The sequence below is a fragment of the Enterovibrio sp. QJM3NY_24 genome, from assembly GCF_057786035.1.
Genome location: NZ_CM173519.1, coordinates 3,018,226 through 3,035,555 on the forward strand (window position 1 = coordinate 3,018,226; position 17,330 = coordinate 3,035,555).

19 protein-coding genes and 1 other RNA gene are annotated in these 17,330 nt (G+C 48.5%); 3 read left to right on the forward strand and 17 right to left on the reverse strand.

From position 1 onward, the window contains the following. Positions 1-74 precede the first annotated feature (74 nt). From AC3CIC_RS13400 to pncC, 3 genes are all read right to left on the reverse strand, one after another. Positions 75-530 (reverse strand): regulatory protein RecX, encoded by a 456-nt coding sequence (locus AC3CIC_RS13400; RefSeq protein ID WP_026023842.1) that lies wholly within the window; start codon positions 528-530, stop codon positions 75-77. Then, positions 524-1,567 carry a recombinase RecA gene (gene recA, locus AC3CIC_RS13405; RefSeq protein ID WP_016960262.1) on the reverse strand — a complete coding sequence of 348 codons (1,044 nt, stop codon included), beginning with the start codon at positions 1,565-1,567 and terminating at the stop codon, positions 524-526. The genes AC3CIC_RS13400 and recA overlap by 7 nt, the downstream gene beginning before the upstream one ends. Positions 1,568-1,690: 123 nt before the next feature. Beyond that, positions 1,691-2,179 (reverse strand): nicotinamide-nucleotide amidase, encoded by a 489-nt coding sequence (gene pncC / locus AC3CIC_RS13410; protein ID WP_488514846.1) that lies wholly within the window; start codon positions 2,177-2,179, stop codon positions 1,691-1,693. A 159-nt stretch (positions 2,180-2,338) separates the two neighbouring features. On the opposite strand from pncC, the gene mutS reads away from it, so the two are divergent. Next, positions 2,339-4,873 carry a DNA mismatch repair protein MutS gene (mutS, locus tag AC3CIC_RS13415; RefSeq protein ID WP_488515918.1) on the forward strand — a complete coding sequence of 845 codons (2,535 nt, stop codon included), beginning with the start codon at positions 2,339-2,341 and terminating at the stop codon, positions 4,871-4,873. Positions 4,874-4,968: 95 nt separating this feature from the next. Here mutS and rpoS read toward each other — a convergent pair whose 3' ends face one another. The 10 genes from rpoS to AC3CIC_RS13465 form a co-directional block, all read right to left on the reverse strand. Next, positions 4,969-5,961, reverse strand: a complete 993-nt coding sequence (gene rpoS / locus AC3CIC_RS13420) for an RNA polymerase sigma factor RpoS (RefSeq protein WP_016960265.1) — start codon at positions 5,959-5,961, stop codon at positions 4,969-4,971. Positions 5,962-6,016: 55 nt separating this feature from the next. After that, positions 6,017-6,976: a peptidoglycan DD-metalloendopeptidase family protein gene (locus tag AC3CIC_RS13425; RefSeq protein WP_016960266.1), complete on the reverse strand. Its 960-nt coding sequence runs from the start codon at positions 6,974-6,976 to the stop codon at positions 6,017-6,019. Positions 6,977-6,986: 10 nt separating this feature from the next. Further along, positions 6,987-7,607 (reverse strand): protein-L-isoaspartate(D-aspartate) O-methyltransferase, encoded by a 621-nt coding sequence (locus AC3CIC_RS13430; protein WP_035008538.1) that lies wholly within the window; start codon positions 7,605-7,607, stop codon positions 6,987-6,989. A gap of 11 nt (positions 7,608-7,618) precedes the next feature. Continuing rightward, the gene (gene surE, locus AC3CIC_RS13435; protein WP_016960268.1) at positions 7,619-8,368 is read right to left on the reverse strand and encodes a 5'/3'-nucleotidase SurE; all 750 of its coding nucleotides are present in this window, start codon (positions 8,366-8,368) and stop codon (positions 7,619-7,621) included. Beyond that, positions 8,349-9,407 carry a tRNA pseudouridine(13) synthase TruD gene (gene truD / locus AC3CIC_RS13440; protein WP_488514847.1) on the reverse strand — a complete coding sequence of 353 codons (1,059 nt, stop codon included), beginning with the start codon at positions 9,405-9,407 and terminating at the stop codon, positions 8,349-8,351. The genes surE and truD overlap by 20 nt, the downstream gene beginning before the upstream one ends. Beyond that, positions 9,400-9,882 (reverse strand): 2-C-methyl-D-erythritol 2,4-cyclodiphosphate synthase, encoded by a 483-nt coding sequence (gene ispF, locus AC3CIC_RS13445; RefSeq protein ID WP_026024144.1) that lies wholly within the window; start codon positions 9,880-9,882, stop codon positions 9,400-9,402. Before ispF ends, truD begins: the two co-directional genes overlap by 8 nt. A 30-nt stretch (positions 9,883-9,912) precedes the next feature. Then, positions 9,913-10,638 carry a 2-C-methyl-D-erythritol 4-phosphate cytidylyltransferase gene (gene ispD, locus AC3CIC_RS13450; protein ID WP_488514848.1) on the reverse strand — a complete coding sequence of 242 codons (726 nt, stop codon included), beginning with the start codon at positions 10,636-10,638 and terminating at the stop codon, positions 9,913-9,915. Between the two features lie 29 nt (positions 10,639-10,667). Further along, positions 10,668-10,940, reverse strand: coding sequence for a cell division protein FtsB (ftsB, locus tag AC3CIC_RS13455; RefSeq protein ID WP_016960273.1), 273 nt, complete (start codon positions 10,938-10,940; stop codon positions 10,668-10,670). A 196-nt stretch (positions 10,941-11,136) separates the two neighbouring features. Continuing rightward, positions 11,137-11,640, reverse strand: coding sequence for a YbaK/EbsC family protein (locus AC3CIC_RS13460; RefSeq protein WP_488514849.1), 504 nt, complete (start codon positions 11,638-11,640; stop codon positions 11,137-11,139). Beyond that, positions 11,640-12,281 carry a LysE/ArgO family amino acid transporter gene (locus tag AC3CIC_RS13465; RefSeq protein WP_488514850.1) on the reverse strand — a complete coding sequence of 214 codons (642 nt, stop codon included), beginning with the start codon at positions 12,279-12,281 and terminating at the stop codon, positions 11,640-11,642. The genes AC3CIC_RS13460 and AC3CIC_RS13465 overlap by 1 nt, the downstream gene beginning before the upstream one ends. A 109-nt stretch (positions 12,282-12,390) precedes the next feature. Between AC3CIC_RS13465 and AC3CIC_RS13470 the strand changes: the two genes are divergently transcribed. Further along, positions 12,391-13,293 (forward strand): LysR family transcriptional regulator ArgP, encoded by a 903-nt coding sequence (locus AC3CIC_RS13470; RefSeq protein ID WP_488514851.1) that lies wholly within the window; start codon positions 12,391-12,393, stop codon positions 13,291-13,293. Positions 13,294-13,381: 88 nt separating this feature from the next. After that, positions 13,382-14,080 carry an oxidative stress defense protein gene (locus AC3CIC_RS13475; RefSeq protein ID WP_488514852.1) on the forward strand — a complete coding sequence of 233 codons (699 nt, stop codon included), beginning with the start codon at positions 13,382-13,384 and terminating at the stop codon, positions 14,078-14,080. Positions 14,081-14,187: 107 nt separating this feature from the next. Here the strand turns inward: AC3CIC_RS13475 and serA are convergent, their stop codons facing one another. The 4 genes from serA to ssrS form a co-directional block, all read right to left on the reverse strand. After that, entirely contained in the window at positions 14,188-15,417 is a 1,230-nt protein-coding gene (gene serA, locus AC3CIC_RS13480; protein ID WP_016960278.1) for a phosphoglycerate dehydrogenase, read from the reverse strand. A gap of 304 nt (positions 15,418-15,721) precedes the next feature. Further along, positions 15,722-16,375: a ribose-5-phosphate isomerase RpiA gene (gene rpiA, locus AC3CIC_RS13485; protein ID WP_016960279.1), complete on the reverse strand. Its 654-nt coding sequence runs from the start codon at positions 16,373-16,375 to the stop codon at positions 15,722-15,724. Positions 16,376-16,492: 117 nt separating this feature from the next. Next, positions 16,493-17,095, reverse strand: a complete 603-nt coding sequence (locus tag AC3CIC_RS13490; protein ID WP_488514853.1) for a 5-formyltetrahydrofolate cyclo-ligase — start codon at positions 17,093-17,095, stop codon at positions 16,493-16,495. A 38-nt stretch (positions 17,096-17,133) separates the two neighbouring features. After that, positions 17,134-17,317, reverse strand: a non-coding RNA gene (gene ssrS, locus AC3CIC_RS13495) — 6S RNA. Between the last annotated feature and the right edge of the window lie 13 nt (positions 17,318-17,330).

Consider the following 17,330-nt stretch of genomic DNA (forward strand, 5'->3'; position numbering starts at 1 on the left):
GTAAACAACCTAACCTGTGGCGAAAAGAGGCAGAAACAAGATAGCTCGCAGTGCGAGTGAAGAATGAGGGGGTTCTAACTTTCTTTTGAGAATGCGTAGTTGATTTGATCGAAGCTAAAACCGCGACTTTGCAGATAGCGAGTCCACTTTGCACGCTGTTTAAAATCAACATCGGGGAAAAAACCGTCTAGGTCAGCAAAGCGACGAATCGCGAGTTCTTTCGCTAACTCATACCAGTCATGTTGTTGATTTTCTTGCGCTGCTTCTAGCATAGGCGTGGTGATACCTTTACGTTTGGCATCAAAGCAAATGCGTTGCCAGCCATGTCCTTTTGCCACACCATGGCGTAGCGTCGCTTCGGCAAAACGCTTGTCATCTAGCCAACCATGGTAATGGCAATGCTCGATGGCAATATCTATGTCTTCTGGTGGGCACTGTTTCTTCGCCAATTTTTGGCGAAGCTCCAGTTCAGAATGATCACGGCGGGCAAGCATGCCCACCGCTAATTCTCTGGCGCTTAGACTCAGAATGCTTCGCCTTCTGGTTGCTTAGCATCTTCTTTTGCGCTTTCTTCTTTACCGTTGCTCAGCAACATTGCACGCAGCTTTTTATCTAGCTCTTCAGCAAGGTGTGAGTTCTCTTTTAGGTATTTACAAGAATTCGACTTACCTTGACCAATCTTGTCGCCGTTGTAGCTATACCATGCACCTGCTTTCTCAACCAGCTTGTGCTTAACGCCCAAGTCGATCAGTTCGCCATAAAGGTTGATACCTTCGCCGTACATAATTTGGAATTCAGCTTGTTTAAACGGTGCTGCAATCTTGTTCTTCACGACTTTTACGCGGGTGTCATTACCAACAATCTCGTCGCCTTCTTTGATAGAGCCAATACGGCGGATATCAAGACGAACAGATGCATAAAATTTCAGTGCGTTACCACCTGTCGTGGTTTCTGGGTTGCCAAACATCACACCAATCTTCATACGAATCTGGTTGATGAAAATCATCAAGGTGTTGCTGTTTTTGATGTTAGCAGTCAGCTTACGCATGGCTTGAGAAAGCATACGCGCTTGCAGACCCATGTGAGAGTCACCCATTTCGCCTTCGATTTCAGCTTTAGGTGTCAATGCAGCAACGGAGTCAATGATGATAACGTCAACAGCGCCTGAGCGAGTCAATGCATCAGCAATTTCCAGCGCCTGCTCACCTGTGTCTGGTTGTGAAACCAAAAGGTTATCGATATCTACACCTAACTTGCCCGCATAAACTGGGTCAAGTGCGTGTTCTGCATCGATAAACGCACAAGTCTTGCCGATTTTCTGCGCTTCCGCCACGACTTGCAGCGTCAACGTTGTTTTACCTGAAGATTCAGGACCGTAGATTTCAACAATACGACCGAACGGCAAGCCACCCGCTCCCAGCGCGATATCCAGTGACAATGAACCGGTTGATACGGTATCAATATCCATGGTGCGATCGTCGCCTAGGCGCATGATCGATCCTTTACCAAATTGTTTCTCGATCTGGCCTAGGGCCGCGGCTAATGCCTTCTGTTTGTTGTCGTCCATTTGATTCTCCAACGGAAGCAATATTCGTTCAGATAACTGTTCGCTAATGAGGCTAAGTATACTGTCCATTTATACAGTGTCTAGCCCTGTGTAAACTTTTTCTTTGCTTTCGTGTCGCGTCTCTTATTTTTCTGCTTCTAGGTAACTGAGCAAACGGCACAAACTGTGGGCGATAGTGTTTCTACGAATGTCATAGCGTGTTCCGTCAAACAAACAAGTCTCCGTTACCACCCCTTTCTTGGTTGCCCAACCAAAACACACCATGCCAACAGGCTTCTCGTCACTGCCACCTGTTGGCCCGGCTATCCCCGTAACCGCGAGTGCGAAATCAGCACTTGCGGCCTTTAGCGCCCCTTCTGCCATTTGAGCGGCAACTTCTTCACTCACTGCACCATGGGCGACCAGCGTCTCTTGTGGCACGCCTACCATGTCATGTTTCGCGTCATTGCTATAAGTGACAAACGCGCGCTCAAACCACGCAGAACTACCCGCAATCTCTGTCAGCATGTAAGCAATACCACCGCCTGTGCATGACTCTGCAGTGGTCACCGTCTGTTGGTTATCTTTAAGCCGCTCACCAATTTGTGTCGCCAATTTCACTAACTGTTCCATGCTTCCCTCTGACGGTCATATTTTTCATCATCTTCCAGTCATCGCGATATCGATACTTTACCCTTTCACCGCGATTCACGTATCCTTGTTCCCTTCTCTTACCTTTGTAATTTTGCAGGCCAGAACGTGACAGTACAAGCACTCGCTACTCACACGCCAATGATGCAGCAATACCTTAGAATTAAGGCGCAGCATCCTGAAGAACTTCTTTTCTATCGTATGGGTGATTTCTACGAATTGTTCTTTGACGATGCCAAGCGAGCTTCGCAATTGCTCGATATATCACTGACCAAGCGTGGTGCCTCTGCTGGCGAACCTATTCCTATGGCTGGTGTTCCTTATCATTCTGTCGAAGGCTACCTCGCACGTCTGGTTCAGCTCGGAGAATCTGCAGCGATTTGTGAGCAAATCGGTGACCCAGCCACCAGCAAAGGGCCAGTTGATCGCCAAGTAGTGCGAATTATCACACCAGGCACCGTTTCTGATGAAGCCTTACTCAGCGAACGTGTTGATAATTTAGTTGCGTCTATCTTTGCCCACGGTGAGCGTTTTGGTTATGCCACGCTCGATATTACGTCAGGGCGTTTTCTATTAAGTGAGCCTTCGACAGAAGAAGAAATGCAGGCTGAACTTCAGCGTACCCGCCCCGCCGAATTACTCTACCCTGAAGATTTTTCGTTCCCCGCGCTGACCGCCATGTGCAAAGGCAGTCGTCGACGCCCAATTTGGGAATTTGATGTCGAAACCGCTAAGCAGCAGCTTAATCAACAGTTTGGCACGCGAGATTTAATTGGCTTTGGCGTTGAAGACTGCTCACTGGGTCTCGCTGCTGCCGGTTGCTTAATGCAATACGTGAAAGACACGCAGCGCACCGCATTGCCGCATATTCGTGCTTTGGTCAAAGAGAACAAAGACCATTCCGTTATTTTAGATGCTGCAACGCGCCGTAATCTCGAACTGACACAAAATTTATCAGGCGGCTTCGAAAATACCGTCGCATCCATACTAGACAAAACCACCACCCCGATGGGAAGTCGCTTGCTCAAACGCTGGCTGCACCAACCCATGCGTGACTTTGTCACCGTCAATGCTCGCCTTGATGCCATCACTGTTTTAAAAGATACCGGGATTTATTCTGATTTGGCAACGACACTGCATCCTGTTGGAGATATGGAGCGTATCCTGGCGCGCTTGGCGCTTCGGTCTGCTCGTCCACGAGATATGGCAAGACTACGCGGCGCATTGCAGCAATTGCCTGAAATTGAAACCTTGCTCACTGAAGTAGAAGACTGTGCGATTGCACCGCTCAAAGCAGCAAGCGAGCCAATGCCCGATCTGGTTCAGTTATTGGTTGAAGCCGTTGTGGAAGCACCACCCGTTGTGATCCGTGATGGTGGTGTTATTGCCCCAGGATACAACGCAGAGCTTGATGAATGGCGCGAACTGGCGGACGGCGCAACTCGCTTTTTAGAAGAACTTGAGCGCCGTGAACGTGAACAGCACAACATTGATACCCTCAAAGTCGGCTTCAATCAGGTTCATGGTTTCTTTATTCAGGTCAGCCGAGGTCAAAGCCATTTAGTGCCTCCGCACTATGTACGCCGCCAAACGCTGAAAAATGCGGAGCGCTACATTATCCCTGAGTTAAAAGCGCATGAAGACAAAGTCCTCAATTCCAAGTCTAAAGCGTTAGCACTAGAGAAAAAGTTGTGGGAAGAGTTGTTCGACAAGCTGTTGCCGCATCTCGAAACGTTACAGCGCGTGTCTGATGCACTATCTACACTCGACGTGATGGCGAACCTTGCAGAACGCGCAGAAACGCTAAATTACTGTCGCCCGACACTTACCGAAAAGCGTGGTATCGACATTGTTGGTGGTCGCCACCCTGTGGTTGAGCAGGTTTTAGATGCGCCGTTTATTGCAAACCCAACATCATTACGTTCCGATCGCCGCATGTTGATCATTACTGGCCCTAACATGGGCGGTAAATCAACGTATATGCGCCAAACAGCACTGATCACTCTCTTGGCACATATCGGCTCTTACGTGCCTGCAGAGGGCGTGACTCTTGGTCCTGTCGACCGTATTTTCACGCGTATTGGCGCGTCAGATGATCTGGCCTCTGGCCGTTCAACCTTTATGGTTGAAATGACCGAAACCGCAAACATTCTTCACAACGCCACCGAGAACAGCTTGGTATTGATGGATGAGATCGGTCGCGGCACCAGCACCTATGATGGCTTATCGCTCGCGTGGGCAAGTGCAGAATGGTTAGCTGAACGGCTCAAAGCCATGACGTTATTCGCCACCCACTACTTCGAACTGACTGAGCTCTCAGGTCAAGTTGAAGGCTTGGTCAATGTTCACCTAGATGCGGTTGAACATGGTGATGAGATTGCCTTCATGCACGCCGTTCAAGAAGGCGCGGCAAGCAAGTCATATGGATTGGCGGTTGCTGGTCTTGCTGGCGTACCTAAAACCGTCATTCAGCGCGCGAAAAACAAACTTCGTCAATTAGAAGCAAGTGGGCATGAGGTAGTGACAGGTGAATCCGTTAAGCCAACATCTGCCGCTCAACTTTCGCTTCTTCCTGAGCTGAGCGAGACCGAAAAGGCGTTGGCGGATATCGAGCCCGATAACCTAACACCACGACAAGCACTCGACGCGCTTTATCGACTGAAAGCCCTTCTATAACCTGACGGGTAGGTATGGCGCCACCAGACACAAAAAAGCCCCAAACGGGGCTTTCAACTAAACACTTAGAAACGAGAAATAAGAAGAGGAAGTGTTTAGTGCTCAGTATTGAACAAGGATTCAATGTTCAAACCTTGGTGAGTCAACATATCGCGCAGGCGACGTAAACCTTCCACTTGGATTTGACGCACACGTTCACGTGTCAATCCGATCTCACGACCAACATCTTCCAATGTTGATGCTTCATGACCCAGCAATCCAAAGCGGCGTGCTAACACTTCGCGTTGTTTCGGGTTCAATTCTTGCAGCCAATGAACGATAGACTTTTTCATGTCATCGTCTTGCGTGGTGGTTTCAGGACCGCCTTCTTTCTCATCAGGGATGATATCTAAAAGCGCTTTTTCTGAATCACCGCCGATAGGGTTATCGACTGAGCTGATACGCTCGTTGAGGCGCAACATACGGTTAACGTCTTCAACAGGCTTATCAAGTTGCAGTGCAATGTCTTCTGCTGTGGGCTCATGATCAAGTTTTTGTGCCAACTCACGTGCAGTACGTAGGTAGACATTTAGCTCTTTCACGACATGAATAGGCAGGCGAATAGTACGAGTCTGGTTCATTATCGCGCGTTCTATCGTCTGACGGATCCACCACGTTGCGTAAGTAGAGAAACGAAAACCACGTTCTGGATCGAACTTCTCAACCGCACGAATCAGTCCCAAGTTACCTTCTTCAACCAGATCCAGCAGAGCCAAACCGCGGTTAGAGTAACGACGAGAGATCTTAACCACCAAACGGAGGTTACTTTCGATCATACGTTTTCGAGCGGCTTCATCACCACGAAGTGCACGACGTGCGTACAGCACTTCCTCGTCTGCCGTTAGCAGAGGAGAGTAACCAATTTCGCTTAGATAAAGTTGAGTAGCATCCAATGCTTTAGAGGATGCAGAGAAGGATACCGACTCTTCAACGCTTTCAGCTTTTTCAGACTTTTCAGCTTCAGCGTCAGCATCAAGCTCTATTTGCTCGATTTCAGCTTCTTCAACGACCAAGTCATCGACTTTCTTTGCAGTATTATTCTGACCCATAGCGCCTCCCAATTTTGGCGTAGCAGCAAGACAGTACAGCAAAATCTGTCTCGGTTTACCGCTTCGGCAGATACCTTAACGGATTCACCGATTTTCCTTTGTAACGAATCTCGAAATGCAACCGGACACTGTTTGTACCAGAGCTGCCCATTGACGCTATTTTTTGCCCCTTCTTGACGCTCTGGCGTTCTGACACAAATATGCGGTCGTTGTGTGCATAAGCGCTTAAATAATCATCGTTATGTTTTATGATGATCAAATTCCCATAACCGCGTAGCGCATTGCCCGCATAAACCACCTTGCCGTCAGCAGAAGCACTGATGCTCTGCCCACGTTTACCTGCTATATCGACGCCTTTATTTCCAAGCTCTGAGCTGGAAAATCCCGAAACTACCCGTCCGCTCACTGGCCATTGCCAACTTATTGCTTTCGGTGCTCCTGACGACTTATTTGCAGATTTATCAACAGATGGTTTGTTTTTTGTTACAGGTCGACTGTACTCCTTCACTTTTTGCTGTTCAACATTTTTCTTATTTTGTGAACTAGACTCAGACTTTTTTTGCGAAGCGTATTTTTGTTTATCTTTGTCCGATTTAGCAGATGATCCTGTAGGTACAACTGGCGCCTTAGAAGCAACAACTGGCGCTGTCGCGACTACTGCTGGGGCGACAACTATCGGTGCAATAGGAATGTCACTTTTCTTGCCATACGTAGGCGGGACGTACTTCTCCTGCCAGAGATTTAGTTTCTGACCAGGGAAAATAGTATAGGGGGACGTGAGCTTATTGGCGCTGATAATTTCTTTAACATCTCGGTCCGTGACATAAGCAATGTAGTATAAGGTATCGCCCTTCTGCACCTTGTAATAGCTGCCGCGGTAGCTTCCCCGCTCTACATCGCCATAGTCAGGACCCACACTCGAAACAGGTGCGGGGCTAGATATTGAGCACGCGGACAAAAATCCCAATACAGAAAGAAAAACCAGTATTTTCAACTGAATTGAAACCCCTTCCACAAATACTTACCTAAGCCAAATCACCAGCAACTAATGGGACAAAACGTACCGCTTCAATTGCTGTTGTTTCAAATTCATCACCAATACGGGTGACTTTGTAAAGTGTCTGATCGGTCTCGCCGACAGGCACGATAAGGGTTCCACCCTCTGCGAGCTGCTCGCAAAGCGCCCTAGGCATACTGGCTGCAGCCGCGGTAACAAGGATGGCATCAAACGGACCTTTACTTGCCCAACCTTCCCATCCATCACCATGTTTTGTTGATATATTGTAGAGCTCAAGCTGTTTAAAACGGCGCTTCGCGACCATTTGAAGCTGCTTAATTCGCTCCACGGAATAAACATGCTCAACCAGTTGCGCTAGCACACATGTCTGAAAGCCCGACCCCGTTCCTACTTCTAATACACGACTGTCATAATCCAGCGTTAAGAGCTCTGTCATCTTTGCCACAATATATGGCTGTGAAATCGTTTGACCAAAGCCTATCGGCAACGCGTTGTTGTCATAGGCTTGATGAGCCATTGCTTCAGAAACAAAGAGATGACGAGGCAAACGCTCAATAGCATTGAGCACACGTTGGTCTGCAATCCCTTGTTGTCGAAGTAGTTGAATAAGTGAATGCGAGTAATTCACCAATGTCACCTTTATTGTTCCGTTGCGTATGTTGCCCACTGAGACAGCGTATCCAGCGTATCATGCGCTGTTAGATCGACCTGTAAAGGCGTCAAAGAGACACATTTGTTTTCAATGGCATGGAAATCTGTACCCGGACCTGCATCTTGTTTAGCGCCAGGAGGACCAATCCAAAATATAGGTTGCCCACGCGGATCGGTTTCTTCGATCATGTCTTCTGCACGATGTCGCGCACCAAGACGCGTCACCTGCCAGCCATTCAATTCGTCTAGCGGGCAATCAGGCACGTTAATATTTAAAATGCGGTTACGCGGCAATGGGTTGTGTTGATCCAACAGCACTGCTTTTTTTACCACTTGTGCGGCTGTATGAAAATGTGTGGAGCCACAAAGGGAGACCGCTATCGCAGGCACACCAAGGAAAAAGCCTTCTGTTGCCGCAGCAACAGTGCCCGAATAAAGTACGTCATCACCCAAATTTGCACCGTGATTGATGCCCGCGACGACAAAATCGACTTTTTCTTTGATCAGCGCATTTAATGCCATGTGCACGCTATCTGTCGGCGTGCCTTGCACTGCATAACGACGCTCAGCGATTTCCCGAATGCGCAGCGGGCTTTCCAATGTCAGCGAGTTCGATGCACCTGAACGATTACGATCCGGTGCGACGACGGTGACCGTCGCTATTTCAGATAAGGTTTCCGCCAGCACATTAATGCCTTCAGCAAACACACCATCGTCATTACTGATCAATATGTGCATCAGACTCTCCATCCGTTGTGTCTTGAATAAGCTCTCGCATCACAGCCGTGGCAAAGCTTCCTGCAGGTAGCGAGAAAGACACTGTCAGTGTTCCTTCATCGTGAGTCCATGCCATATCTTGCGGGAAGAGCATCAATGCTCGGCGATCGTGTCGCATGCGGTTGCTGCGAATAACAGCTAGCAAGTCCGGCTCTTGGTTGATAATGGCCTGCTCAAATTTACGTGCGTCAGCTTCAGTCGGCAGCGCATTGTCGCCAGTCATCGGGCCCGAGATTTGCCAAATGCCTTTTTCGAGAAGCTCATTAGCTTTATTGATTTCCAGCGCCATTTTCAAGTGATCGGTGTCATCGATCAGCATGTCGCCACGCATTGGTGTATGCGCCATGTCCTGCTTAATTCGTGCTGACAACACCAAGTTAAACAAGTACGAGCGAGCTGCTGACAAATAGAAACTGCGTTGGCTTTTATCACGCACGCGGATTTTGTCTTGGCCCCATTCACGCGCCGCGACGACATTGTTCCCATTACGGCCAAAACGTTGGCTGCCAAAGTAGTTTGGTACACCTTTGTCACGGATGCTGACAAGACGCGCTTCGATCGCATCATCACCATCAAAATCTGTGATCACTAACGAGAAGCGATTGCCAATCAAATCACCGGGACGCAGTTTTTTGTCGTGGCGAGTGGTCACTAGAATTGCATCGATCCCTTCATGGGTTTCGAGGAATTCAGTCAAATCGGGGTCAGGTTGACCTGGAAGATGCACACTAAACCATTGTTCAGTGACGGCATGACGGTCTTTTAATCCCGCCCAGCTCACATCACGAGATTTCACCCCACACGCTTTTGCCAATTCATTGACAACATACTTGGTGTTTTCGCCAATTTTACGGATACGAACAAGGAAATGCTCGCCATGTCCTGCGGGGGTAAAATCAAGCGTTTCGCTGACGAAAAAGTGCTCAGGTTTTGCTTTCAAGCGACCTGTCGCGGTTGGTTTACCGTTCAGGTAGGCCAACGATGTCATTACATCAGTCATGAGATTCCTTACGGATAATAACGACAGCTTCACAGGCGATGCCTTCTTTGCGCCCTGTAAAACCTAGTCGTTCAGTGGTGGTCGCTTTCACATTAACGTTACTGATATCCGTTTCGAGATCGTCTGCAATCGCTGCACACATGGCATCAATGTGCGGTGCCATTTTAGGTGCTTGGGCCATGATGGTCACATCAAGATTACCGATAACATATCCTTTTGCCTTCACTTTTGCGTAAACGTCACGCAGTAAAAATCGGCTATCCGCGCCTTCCCACTCCGCATCTGTGTCCGGAAAGTGACGACCAATGTCGCCTGCTGCAATCGCACCAAGCAAGGCGTCACAAAGGGCATGAAGTGCCACATCGCCGTCGGAGTGCGCAATCAAGCCTTGCTCATAAGGGATCTTAACGCCACCAATGACAATTGGGCCTTCTCCGCCAAATTTGTGTACGTCAAAACCGTGTCCAATACGCATCATTGTTTGTCCTCTTGATGTCTATCCCAGCTAGGATCGTTGCGTTAAGAAAAATGCGGCGAGTGCCAAATCTTCTGGCTGGGTGACTTTAATATTGTCTGCGTGGCCGACGACTAACTTAGGTGTGCCACCCGCAAACTCGATGGCTGATGCTTCATCGGTCACGGCCAATGATTGCTCAAGCGCACGCTGTAATGCCGTTAGTAATAGATCTCGTCGAAACATTTGTGGTGTAAGTGCATGCCAAAGCTGCTCACGGCACACTGTATGATCAACGCAACCCTCGGTATTTGCTCGTTTCATCGTGTCTCGCACTGGCGAGGCGAGCAATGCGCCATCTGCATGAGATGTTGCCGCTTCAATAAGCGCATCAATGTCTTCATGACGAACGCATGGCCTTGCTGCATCGTGCACCATCACCCATTCGGCATGAGTGGCGTTAAGCCCTGCTAAGACCGAACCTGCACGCTCTGCACCACCAATTGTCACCACTACCCGATCATCATCAGCCAGCGACGTTGAATGAAAATATTCATCTTCCGCACCAATTGCTATCACCACTTTTGACACCTTGGGGTGATCAAGTAAGTAATGCACTGTGTGTTCTAATAAGGTTTTATTACCAATGGTGAGATATTGTTTGGGATAGGCTGCGCCCATGCGCTTACCCACGCCTGCTGCTGGCACAATGGCAACAACATCAGAAACGACGGAGCGAGGCGAGCATTGATTTTCATTACTTGCCGGGGTTGTCATGATTCTCTTCGTTTTATAAGGGGAGTACGTTAGTCACTTACAATGCGGAAGAACGTTTCTCCCGGTTTTATCATGCCTAGTTCATTACGGGCACGCTCTTCAATCGCTTCTTGCCCGCGTTTGAGGTCTGCAATTTCTGCGAACATCTGTTGGTTGCGTTGGTTTAGCTTGTCGTTAGCTTGAGCTGTCAACTCAGTCACTGCGCTAACGTCGAGATATTCTTCCATCCCGTTTTTGCCCCACCAAAGGTGATATTGAAGCCATCCGAACAATACGATCAGCATGACTGTCAGCATTCGCATCGCGTTTTCCTCACCATGACGCAACCCAGATATGACGCCGCTTACCTGCGCCGCCCAGAAATATTATGTATAGAGGATAGCAATATTCCCACATTCGTCATTGCCACACCAGCAATGGCAACGACAAACACGTGAATATCAACATATTGGACAGTATCGAACGATTTATTAACGGCTTACCTCAGTAACGAGGCCATCACGCATCCGCTGGCTGTCCAAGAAGGTGAATAGGATTAGGTAATGCAGAGAGGAGAACGGGGAGATCTTTCGCGGCAAACGCAAACGTAAATTCTGGGGGACCTGGCGTATACATTAAAGTATCAAAACCATACAGCGTATCATCAACCAACAATGGGATATGCTCGGGTAATCCAAAGGGACACACAGCACCTGGCACACACCCCAAAGTGGCGATCATTTCTTCATTCGATGCAATCGAGGAGCGTTGACCCATCAAGGCCTTCACGCTTTTGCTGTCGAGGCGTGTGTCTTTATGGGTGAGCAATAAGGCATGTCCGCCCGACTTAAACGACAGAAACAAGCTTTTTGTGGGCGTCGCCGTCCAACCTAGTCGTTCTCCTACATGTTCGTCCGTATCGAAATCTAAAATAGGTTCATGCTCCCATTGCTGATAAACAACATCACATGCGGTCATCAGTGCGATGTTCTTCTTCATTATCTCGTCGAGTGTTTGCGACATTATCCCTCCCAATTCATCATCCATTTTTGCATGAGCAGATACGCCACATAGATCAACATCGCAGCAACAAGCACGTCTATCACCTGACGCACACGCGGTTTCGATAATACGGGTGATAATTTGGCAGCGCCAAGCGCAATTCCATAAAACCAAACGAGCGAAGCAAGCACGGTGCCAATCGCAAATGCATTGCGTTGCGAGGGCTCAAACTGGCCGCCAATTGAGCCAAGTACCACCACGGTGTCGAGATACACATGTGGATTGAGTAGTGTCACGGCTAACGCGCCTAAGATAACAGAGAGTAGGGTTTTATTGGCTGTTGCTGATGTTGATGCACTAGAAGCATCGTCATTTTGAGCCCACCATGCTTGTCTCAGCGATTGAAACGCGTAAGTGAGAAGAAACGCAACGCCGCCTAAGGTCACGACATTCAGCAAAATCTCATTGTTCGCTAACATCGCGCCGCCACCAAACACACCAAGAAGGATCAATAGCGCATCGCAAATAAAACAGATGGTTGCCACAGCCACATGGTGGTGTTTGCGGATCCCTTGGTTCAGTACAAATGCATTCTGCGCCCCAATTGGCACAATCATGCTCAATCCTAACCCGAACCCTTGAAGCACTATGCCACTGCTCATTTTGATACATCCTATGTTTTATTTATCGCTAGTACGAGAGAGGTAAAATTAGAGGGATGACAAAAGTAAGTAAATCTAATAATTTTAATGGTAAATAAGACTAACTAATATGGTCATCATGAAAGGATTGGATTATCGCTGGGTAGAAGCCTTGGATGCCGTTATTGCCCATGGTGGTTTTGATAAAGCGGCGGAAGCGTTGTTTGTGACGCAATCCGCCGTCTCACAGCGCATTAAGCAATTAGAAAAGTTTGTCGCACAGCCAGTTTTAGTCCGGGAATCTCCGCCTCAACCCACCGCTATTGGGAAAAAACTGCTGGGGCTCTATCGCCGACTTCAACTGCTGGAAAAAGAATTACTCCCTGAACTCACGCCTGACGGCTCATCCGTTGCTATCACGGTCCCCATCGCTACCAATGCTGACAGCCTTGCCACATGGTTGCTACCCGCATTGGCACCGATGATGAAAGCGCAGTCTTTAGAAATCAATTTGATTGTGGATGACGAAAGCCGAACGCTGAATCGCCTTCGCGCAGGTGAAGCCGTGATTGCCATCAGCACTGAGCCCTCACCACTTCAAGGCTGTGTTGCGCCAAAACTGGGAACCATGGAGTACGTCTGTGTTTGTACACCCGCGTTCAAGGCACAGTATTTCCCTCATGGACTCAATGCCCAAGCAGTGAGTAAAGCACCTGCTGTGGTATTTGATCGCTTCGACGATATGCACACGCAGTTTGTTTCTGAACGATTCAATCTGCCGACTGTAGGCTGGCGTAGCCACATGGTTCGTTCATCCGACGCTTTCGTCAATATGGCAAAGCTCGGCGTGGCGTATTGCTTGATCCCTAAACTTCAAATTGAACAAGAATTGGCAAACGGTGAGCTTATCGACTTATGCCCCGGAGATGGGGTGACACGCCACCTCTATTGGCATCACTTTGCCACCGAAAGCGGCATACTGGCGAAAATGACAAAAGCATGCTTAAGTTACGCTCGAGCCGTTTTTCCTTAACCCACGCTACATTCTTTCTTCCGTTAGGGATAATCCAGAGACTCTTGCGGTCAAATCGTGTTGAAATAGACAAAATGGAAGCATTCGTATGAAAAAGCATCTAATAGCCACACTGTTCGGGGCAACTATCGCCCTTTCTCCTTTTACCTCTGCCGCATCACCTGACTTTCCGCATTTAGAAACCGTGGGTATTGGCGAAGTGGTTGCTATGCCAGACATGGCAAATATTGATGTGGCTGTATCCCTTAATCGCACATCAGCACAAGCCGCAAAAAAAGCGTCTGACAATGCGATTGCCGCCTTGCTTGAACGCCTTAAAAAAATGGGCATAGACAAGAAAGATATCGAAAGTGCCAACCTCTCGCTGCAACCTCAATACAGCTACCCCAAAAACAGCGAGCCTAAACTCACAGGTTATCGTGCAAGTCGCACCGTGACAGTAACAGTTCGAGACCTCGCTAACCTAAATCGCTTATTGGACGGGGCATTGGCTGATGGCCTAAATCGCGTCAATGGCATCTCTTTTTCTTCGAGCAAGGAATCGGAGTTGAAAGAAAAAGCTCGCATGGCTGCCATTGCTGATGCGCAAGCAAAAGCAAAGTCACTCGCAAATGGATTTGGTGAAACCTTGGCAGGCGTATGGGAAATTCGCTACGTCGATCAAACGCCAATTCGCCCTGTTATGATGCGAATGGCTGAAGCCACTGCTGGTGTCAACGCCACTTATCAAGATGCAGAAATCACCATCACAGATCGCGTGAATGTGGTGTACGCGCTCAGCGAATAACGCTCATCTAAGCCATCTAAGGGTTTAAAAAGACAAAAAATAAGGCCGCAATGACTGCGGCCTTATTTCATGGGAGAAAGACGGTTTGAGGGGGGCAAACGCGTCAATCAGTGAAGGATACGTGCACGCAGGGTGCCATCGATCGCTTTCAGTTTCTTTAATGCCTTTTCAGAATGCTCAGTTTCGACGTCGATCACAACATAGCCAAACTCAGCATTAGTTTGCAGATACTGAGCAGCAATGTTGATGCCTTCTTCTGCAAAGATGGTATTTATCTTGGTCAAAATACCCGGTTTGTTCTGGTGAATGTGCAGCAGGCGTGATGTACCGCTGTGCTCAGGCAGTGACACTTCTGGGAAGTTAACACAAGACAGCGTTGAACCATTGTCTGAGTACTTCACCATTTTACCCGCGACTTCGATGCCAATATTTTCCTGCGCTTCTTGTGTAGAACCACCGATGTGCGGCGTCAAAATAACATTGTCGAATGCCTGCAACGGCGACGTAAACGGGTCGCTGTTGGTTTTTGGTTCCGTTGGGAATACGTCAATCGCTGCACCGCCGATGTGACCGCTTTCCAGTGCGCCGCAAAGTGCGTCGATATCAACCACCGTACCGCGAGCGGCATTAATAAACACAGCGCCTGGCTTCATGCGCGCGAACTCTTCGCTACCCATAAGATCTTGAGTGGATACTGTTTCAGGCACATGCAAAGTGATCACGTCGCTTTTGTTAAGCAGTTCTGACATGGAGCCGACTTGTTGAGCATTTCCCAATGAAAGTTTGCTCTCAATATCGTAGAAGAAAACACGCATACCGAGGTTTTCCGCCAAAATACCCAACTGAGTACCAATATGACCGTAACCGATGATGCCAAGATTTTTGCCGCGCGCCTCGAACGATTGATCCGCCGATTTCATCCACTCACCACGGTGTGCCTTAGCGTTCTTCGCTGGAATGCCGCGAAGCAACAATAGGATTTCACCAAGTACTAACTCAGCAACACTGCGGGTGTTAGAGAATGGGGCGTTAAATACAGGGATACCACGCTTTGCAGCCGCGTTGAGATTGACTTGGTTTGTACCAATGCAGAAACAGCCGACAGCGACCAGTTTCTTTGCCTTTTCAAACACTTTCTCAGTGAGCTGAGTACGAGAACGGATACCGACGAAGTGAGCATCAGCAATGGCGGCTTCAAGTTCCTCACCTGCCAATGACCCTTTATGATATTCAATATTGCTATAGCCAGCGCCTTGCAACACTTCTATTGCTGTGGGATGAACACCTTCAAGAAGAAGGATTTTTATTTTGTCTTTTTCAAGCGACACTTTAGCCATGCGGTTCTCATCCTTAAAAACAAACCAGAATTACAAAAATTGGTTACGCCATCCAAGTGGCTGGGGGCTGCGATCAAAACTCTGGCCGGTTGAATGATTTTCAACCAAAAAAACGTATCAACCCCTCATAATTAGTGACTAAGGTAACAAAAAGTTATCCGAAAGGGTAAGAATATTACGTTATAAAAGCGAAAAAAAACGGCGTCTCAGAGACGCCGCTAACTTATTGAGTTTCTTGCACGCAAACGTTTGGCTTTCACATCAAAAAAAGTGAAATGCTAAGGGTTTGCTCGCCAAAGAAAATTTAGCTTTTTACGACACCGTTCGGTGTGCCTTCCAGCACGACGTCAGCGCCACGGTTTGCAAACAAACCAACTGTCACAACACCTGCAATCGCATTGATTTTATCTTCGAGTTCTTTGGCATTGGTGATTTGAAGGTTGTGCACATCCAGAATCATGTTGCCGTTATCCGTGGTGCAACCTTCACGGTAGCAAGGGTCACCGCCAAGTTTAACCAGCTCACGCGCCACATAAGAACGCGCCATTGGGATCACTTCAACAGGCAATGGGAATTGACCCAGTACATCAACCTTTTTGGTGTCATCAATAATGCAGATGAATTTATCAGAAAGAGCTGCGACGATCTTCTCGCGAGTTAATGCTGCACCACCGCCTTTGATCATGTCATTGCCAGGGTTGATTTCGTCCGCACCATCCACGTAGATATCCAAACTCGCCACTTCGTTGGCATCAAACACTTGGATTCCGATCTTCTCAAGACGCTCAGTCGATGCGACAGAGCTCGACACTGCACCTTTTATTTGCTCTTTCATGGTTTCAAGGGCATCGATGAAGTGATTAACGGTTGAGCCAGTGCCAACACCGACAATGCTGCCTTTGGTGACATATTCCAACGCAGCCCAGCCAGCCGCTTTCTTCATTTCATCCTGAGTCATGAGGATCTCCTGCTAAATAAGGGGGAAAAACGCGAGGCCGATTATACAGATCTGTCTCGTTAAGGTGGGGATTTTTGCGTACCCAGATCTCGTTCTTATCGATCAATGGTGCTCGTGTCAGATCGACCATTGCCAGTGCATCGATGGCGTCAAGATCTCAGGCAGTGGTACGTCCCACACCTCAATAGGTAAGGCATCCACTTGCTGACAATCATGCGCAACCCCTAAAGGTCGTGCGCCTTGTCGGGTCTCATACCAAGGTGCCAGTGTACGATCATAATAGCCGCCGCCCATGCCTAAGCGCTGTCCGCTTTGATCGAACGCGACCAGTGGCGTGCAAATCAGATCCAGTTTTTCTGCGGGCAACACATCACGCACATCGAGCTTGGGCTCAAGAATGCCGTAACGATTGGCAACAAGTGTCGATTGCGGATGATAGCGAAGAAAGAGCAAGTGCCCTTTGCTGAATGGGTGGATCACGGGAAGATAAACCGACTTGCCTTGCGCCCAGCAATACTCGATGAGTGGGGCGGTATCAAGCTCGCCATCAACCGCGAGATACAAAGCGATATGGGTGGCGCTTTGTACTGTGTCGGATTGCTGAAAGCGCAACAGAAGCGCAGCCGAAGCATCGGTTTGCGCTTGTGCCGTGAGTGCACGGCGTTGGCTTCGGATATGTTTGCGCAGCGAATTTCGCTGTTCGGAAGCAGTCGCTTGCATCGGCTGTCCTTGCCGTATCGCGGTGTGTATTTTGTGGGGAAGGCCCCAGAGTGCCGTTGAGAATCTTACGCCCTTGAACCCTGCGGTTCAAGGCGGATGGGCAGAACAGACCGTAGGCTTCTCGGTACGAGCCGAGCTTGCACAAAAGCCTGTAACAACTCACCCTTAGATTTGCTTATCGGCTCAGGGACTCAGATCCACTGACGAACACTCCAGGGTCAAACAGGTAAAGCCC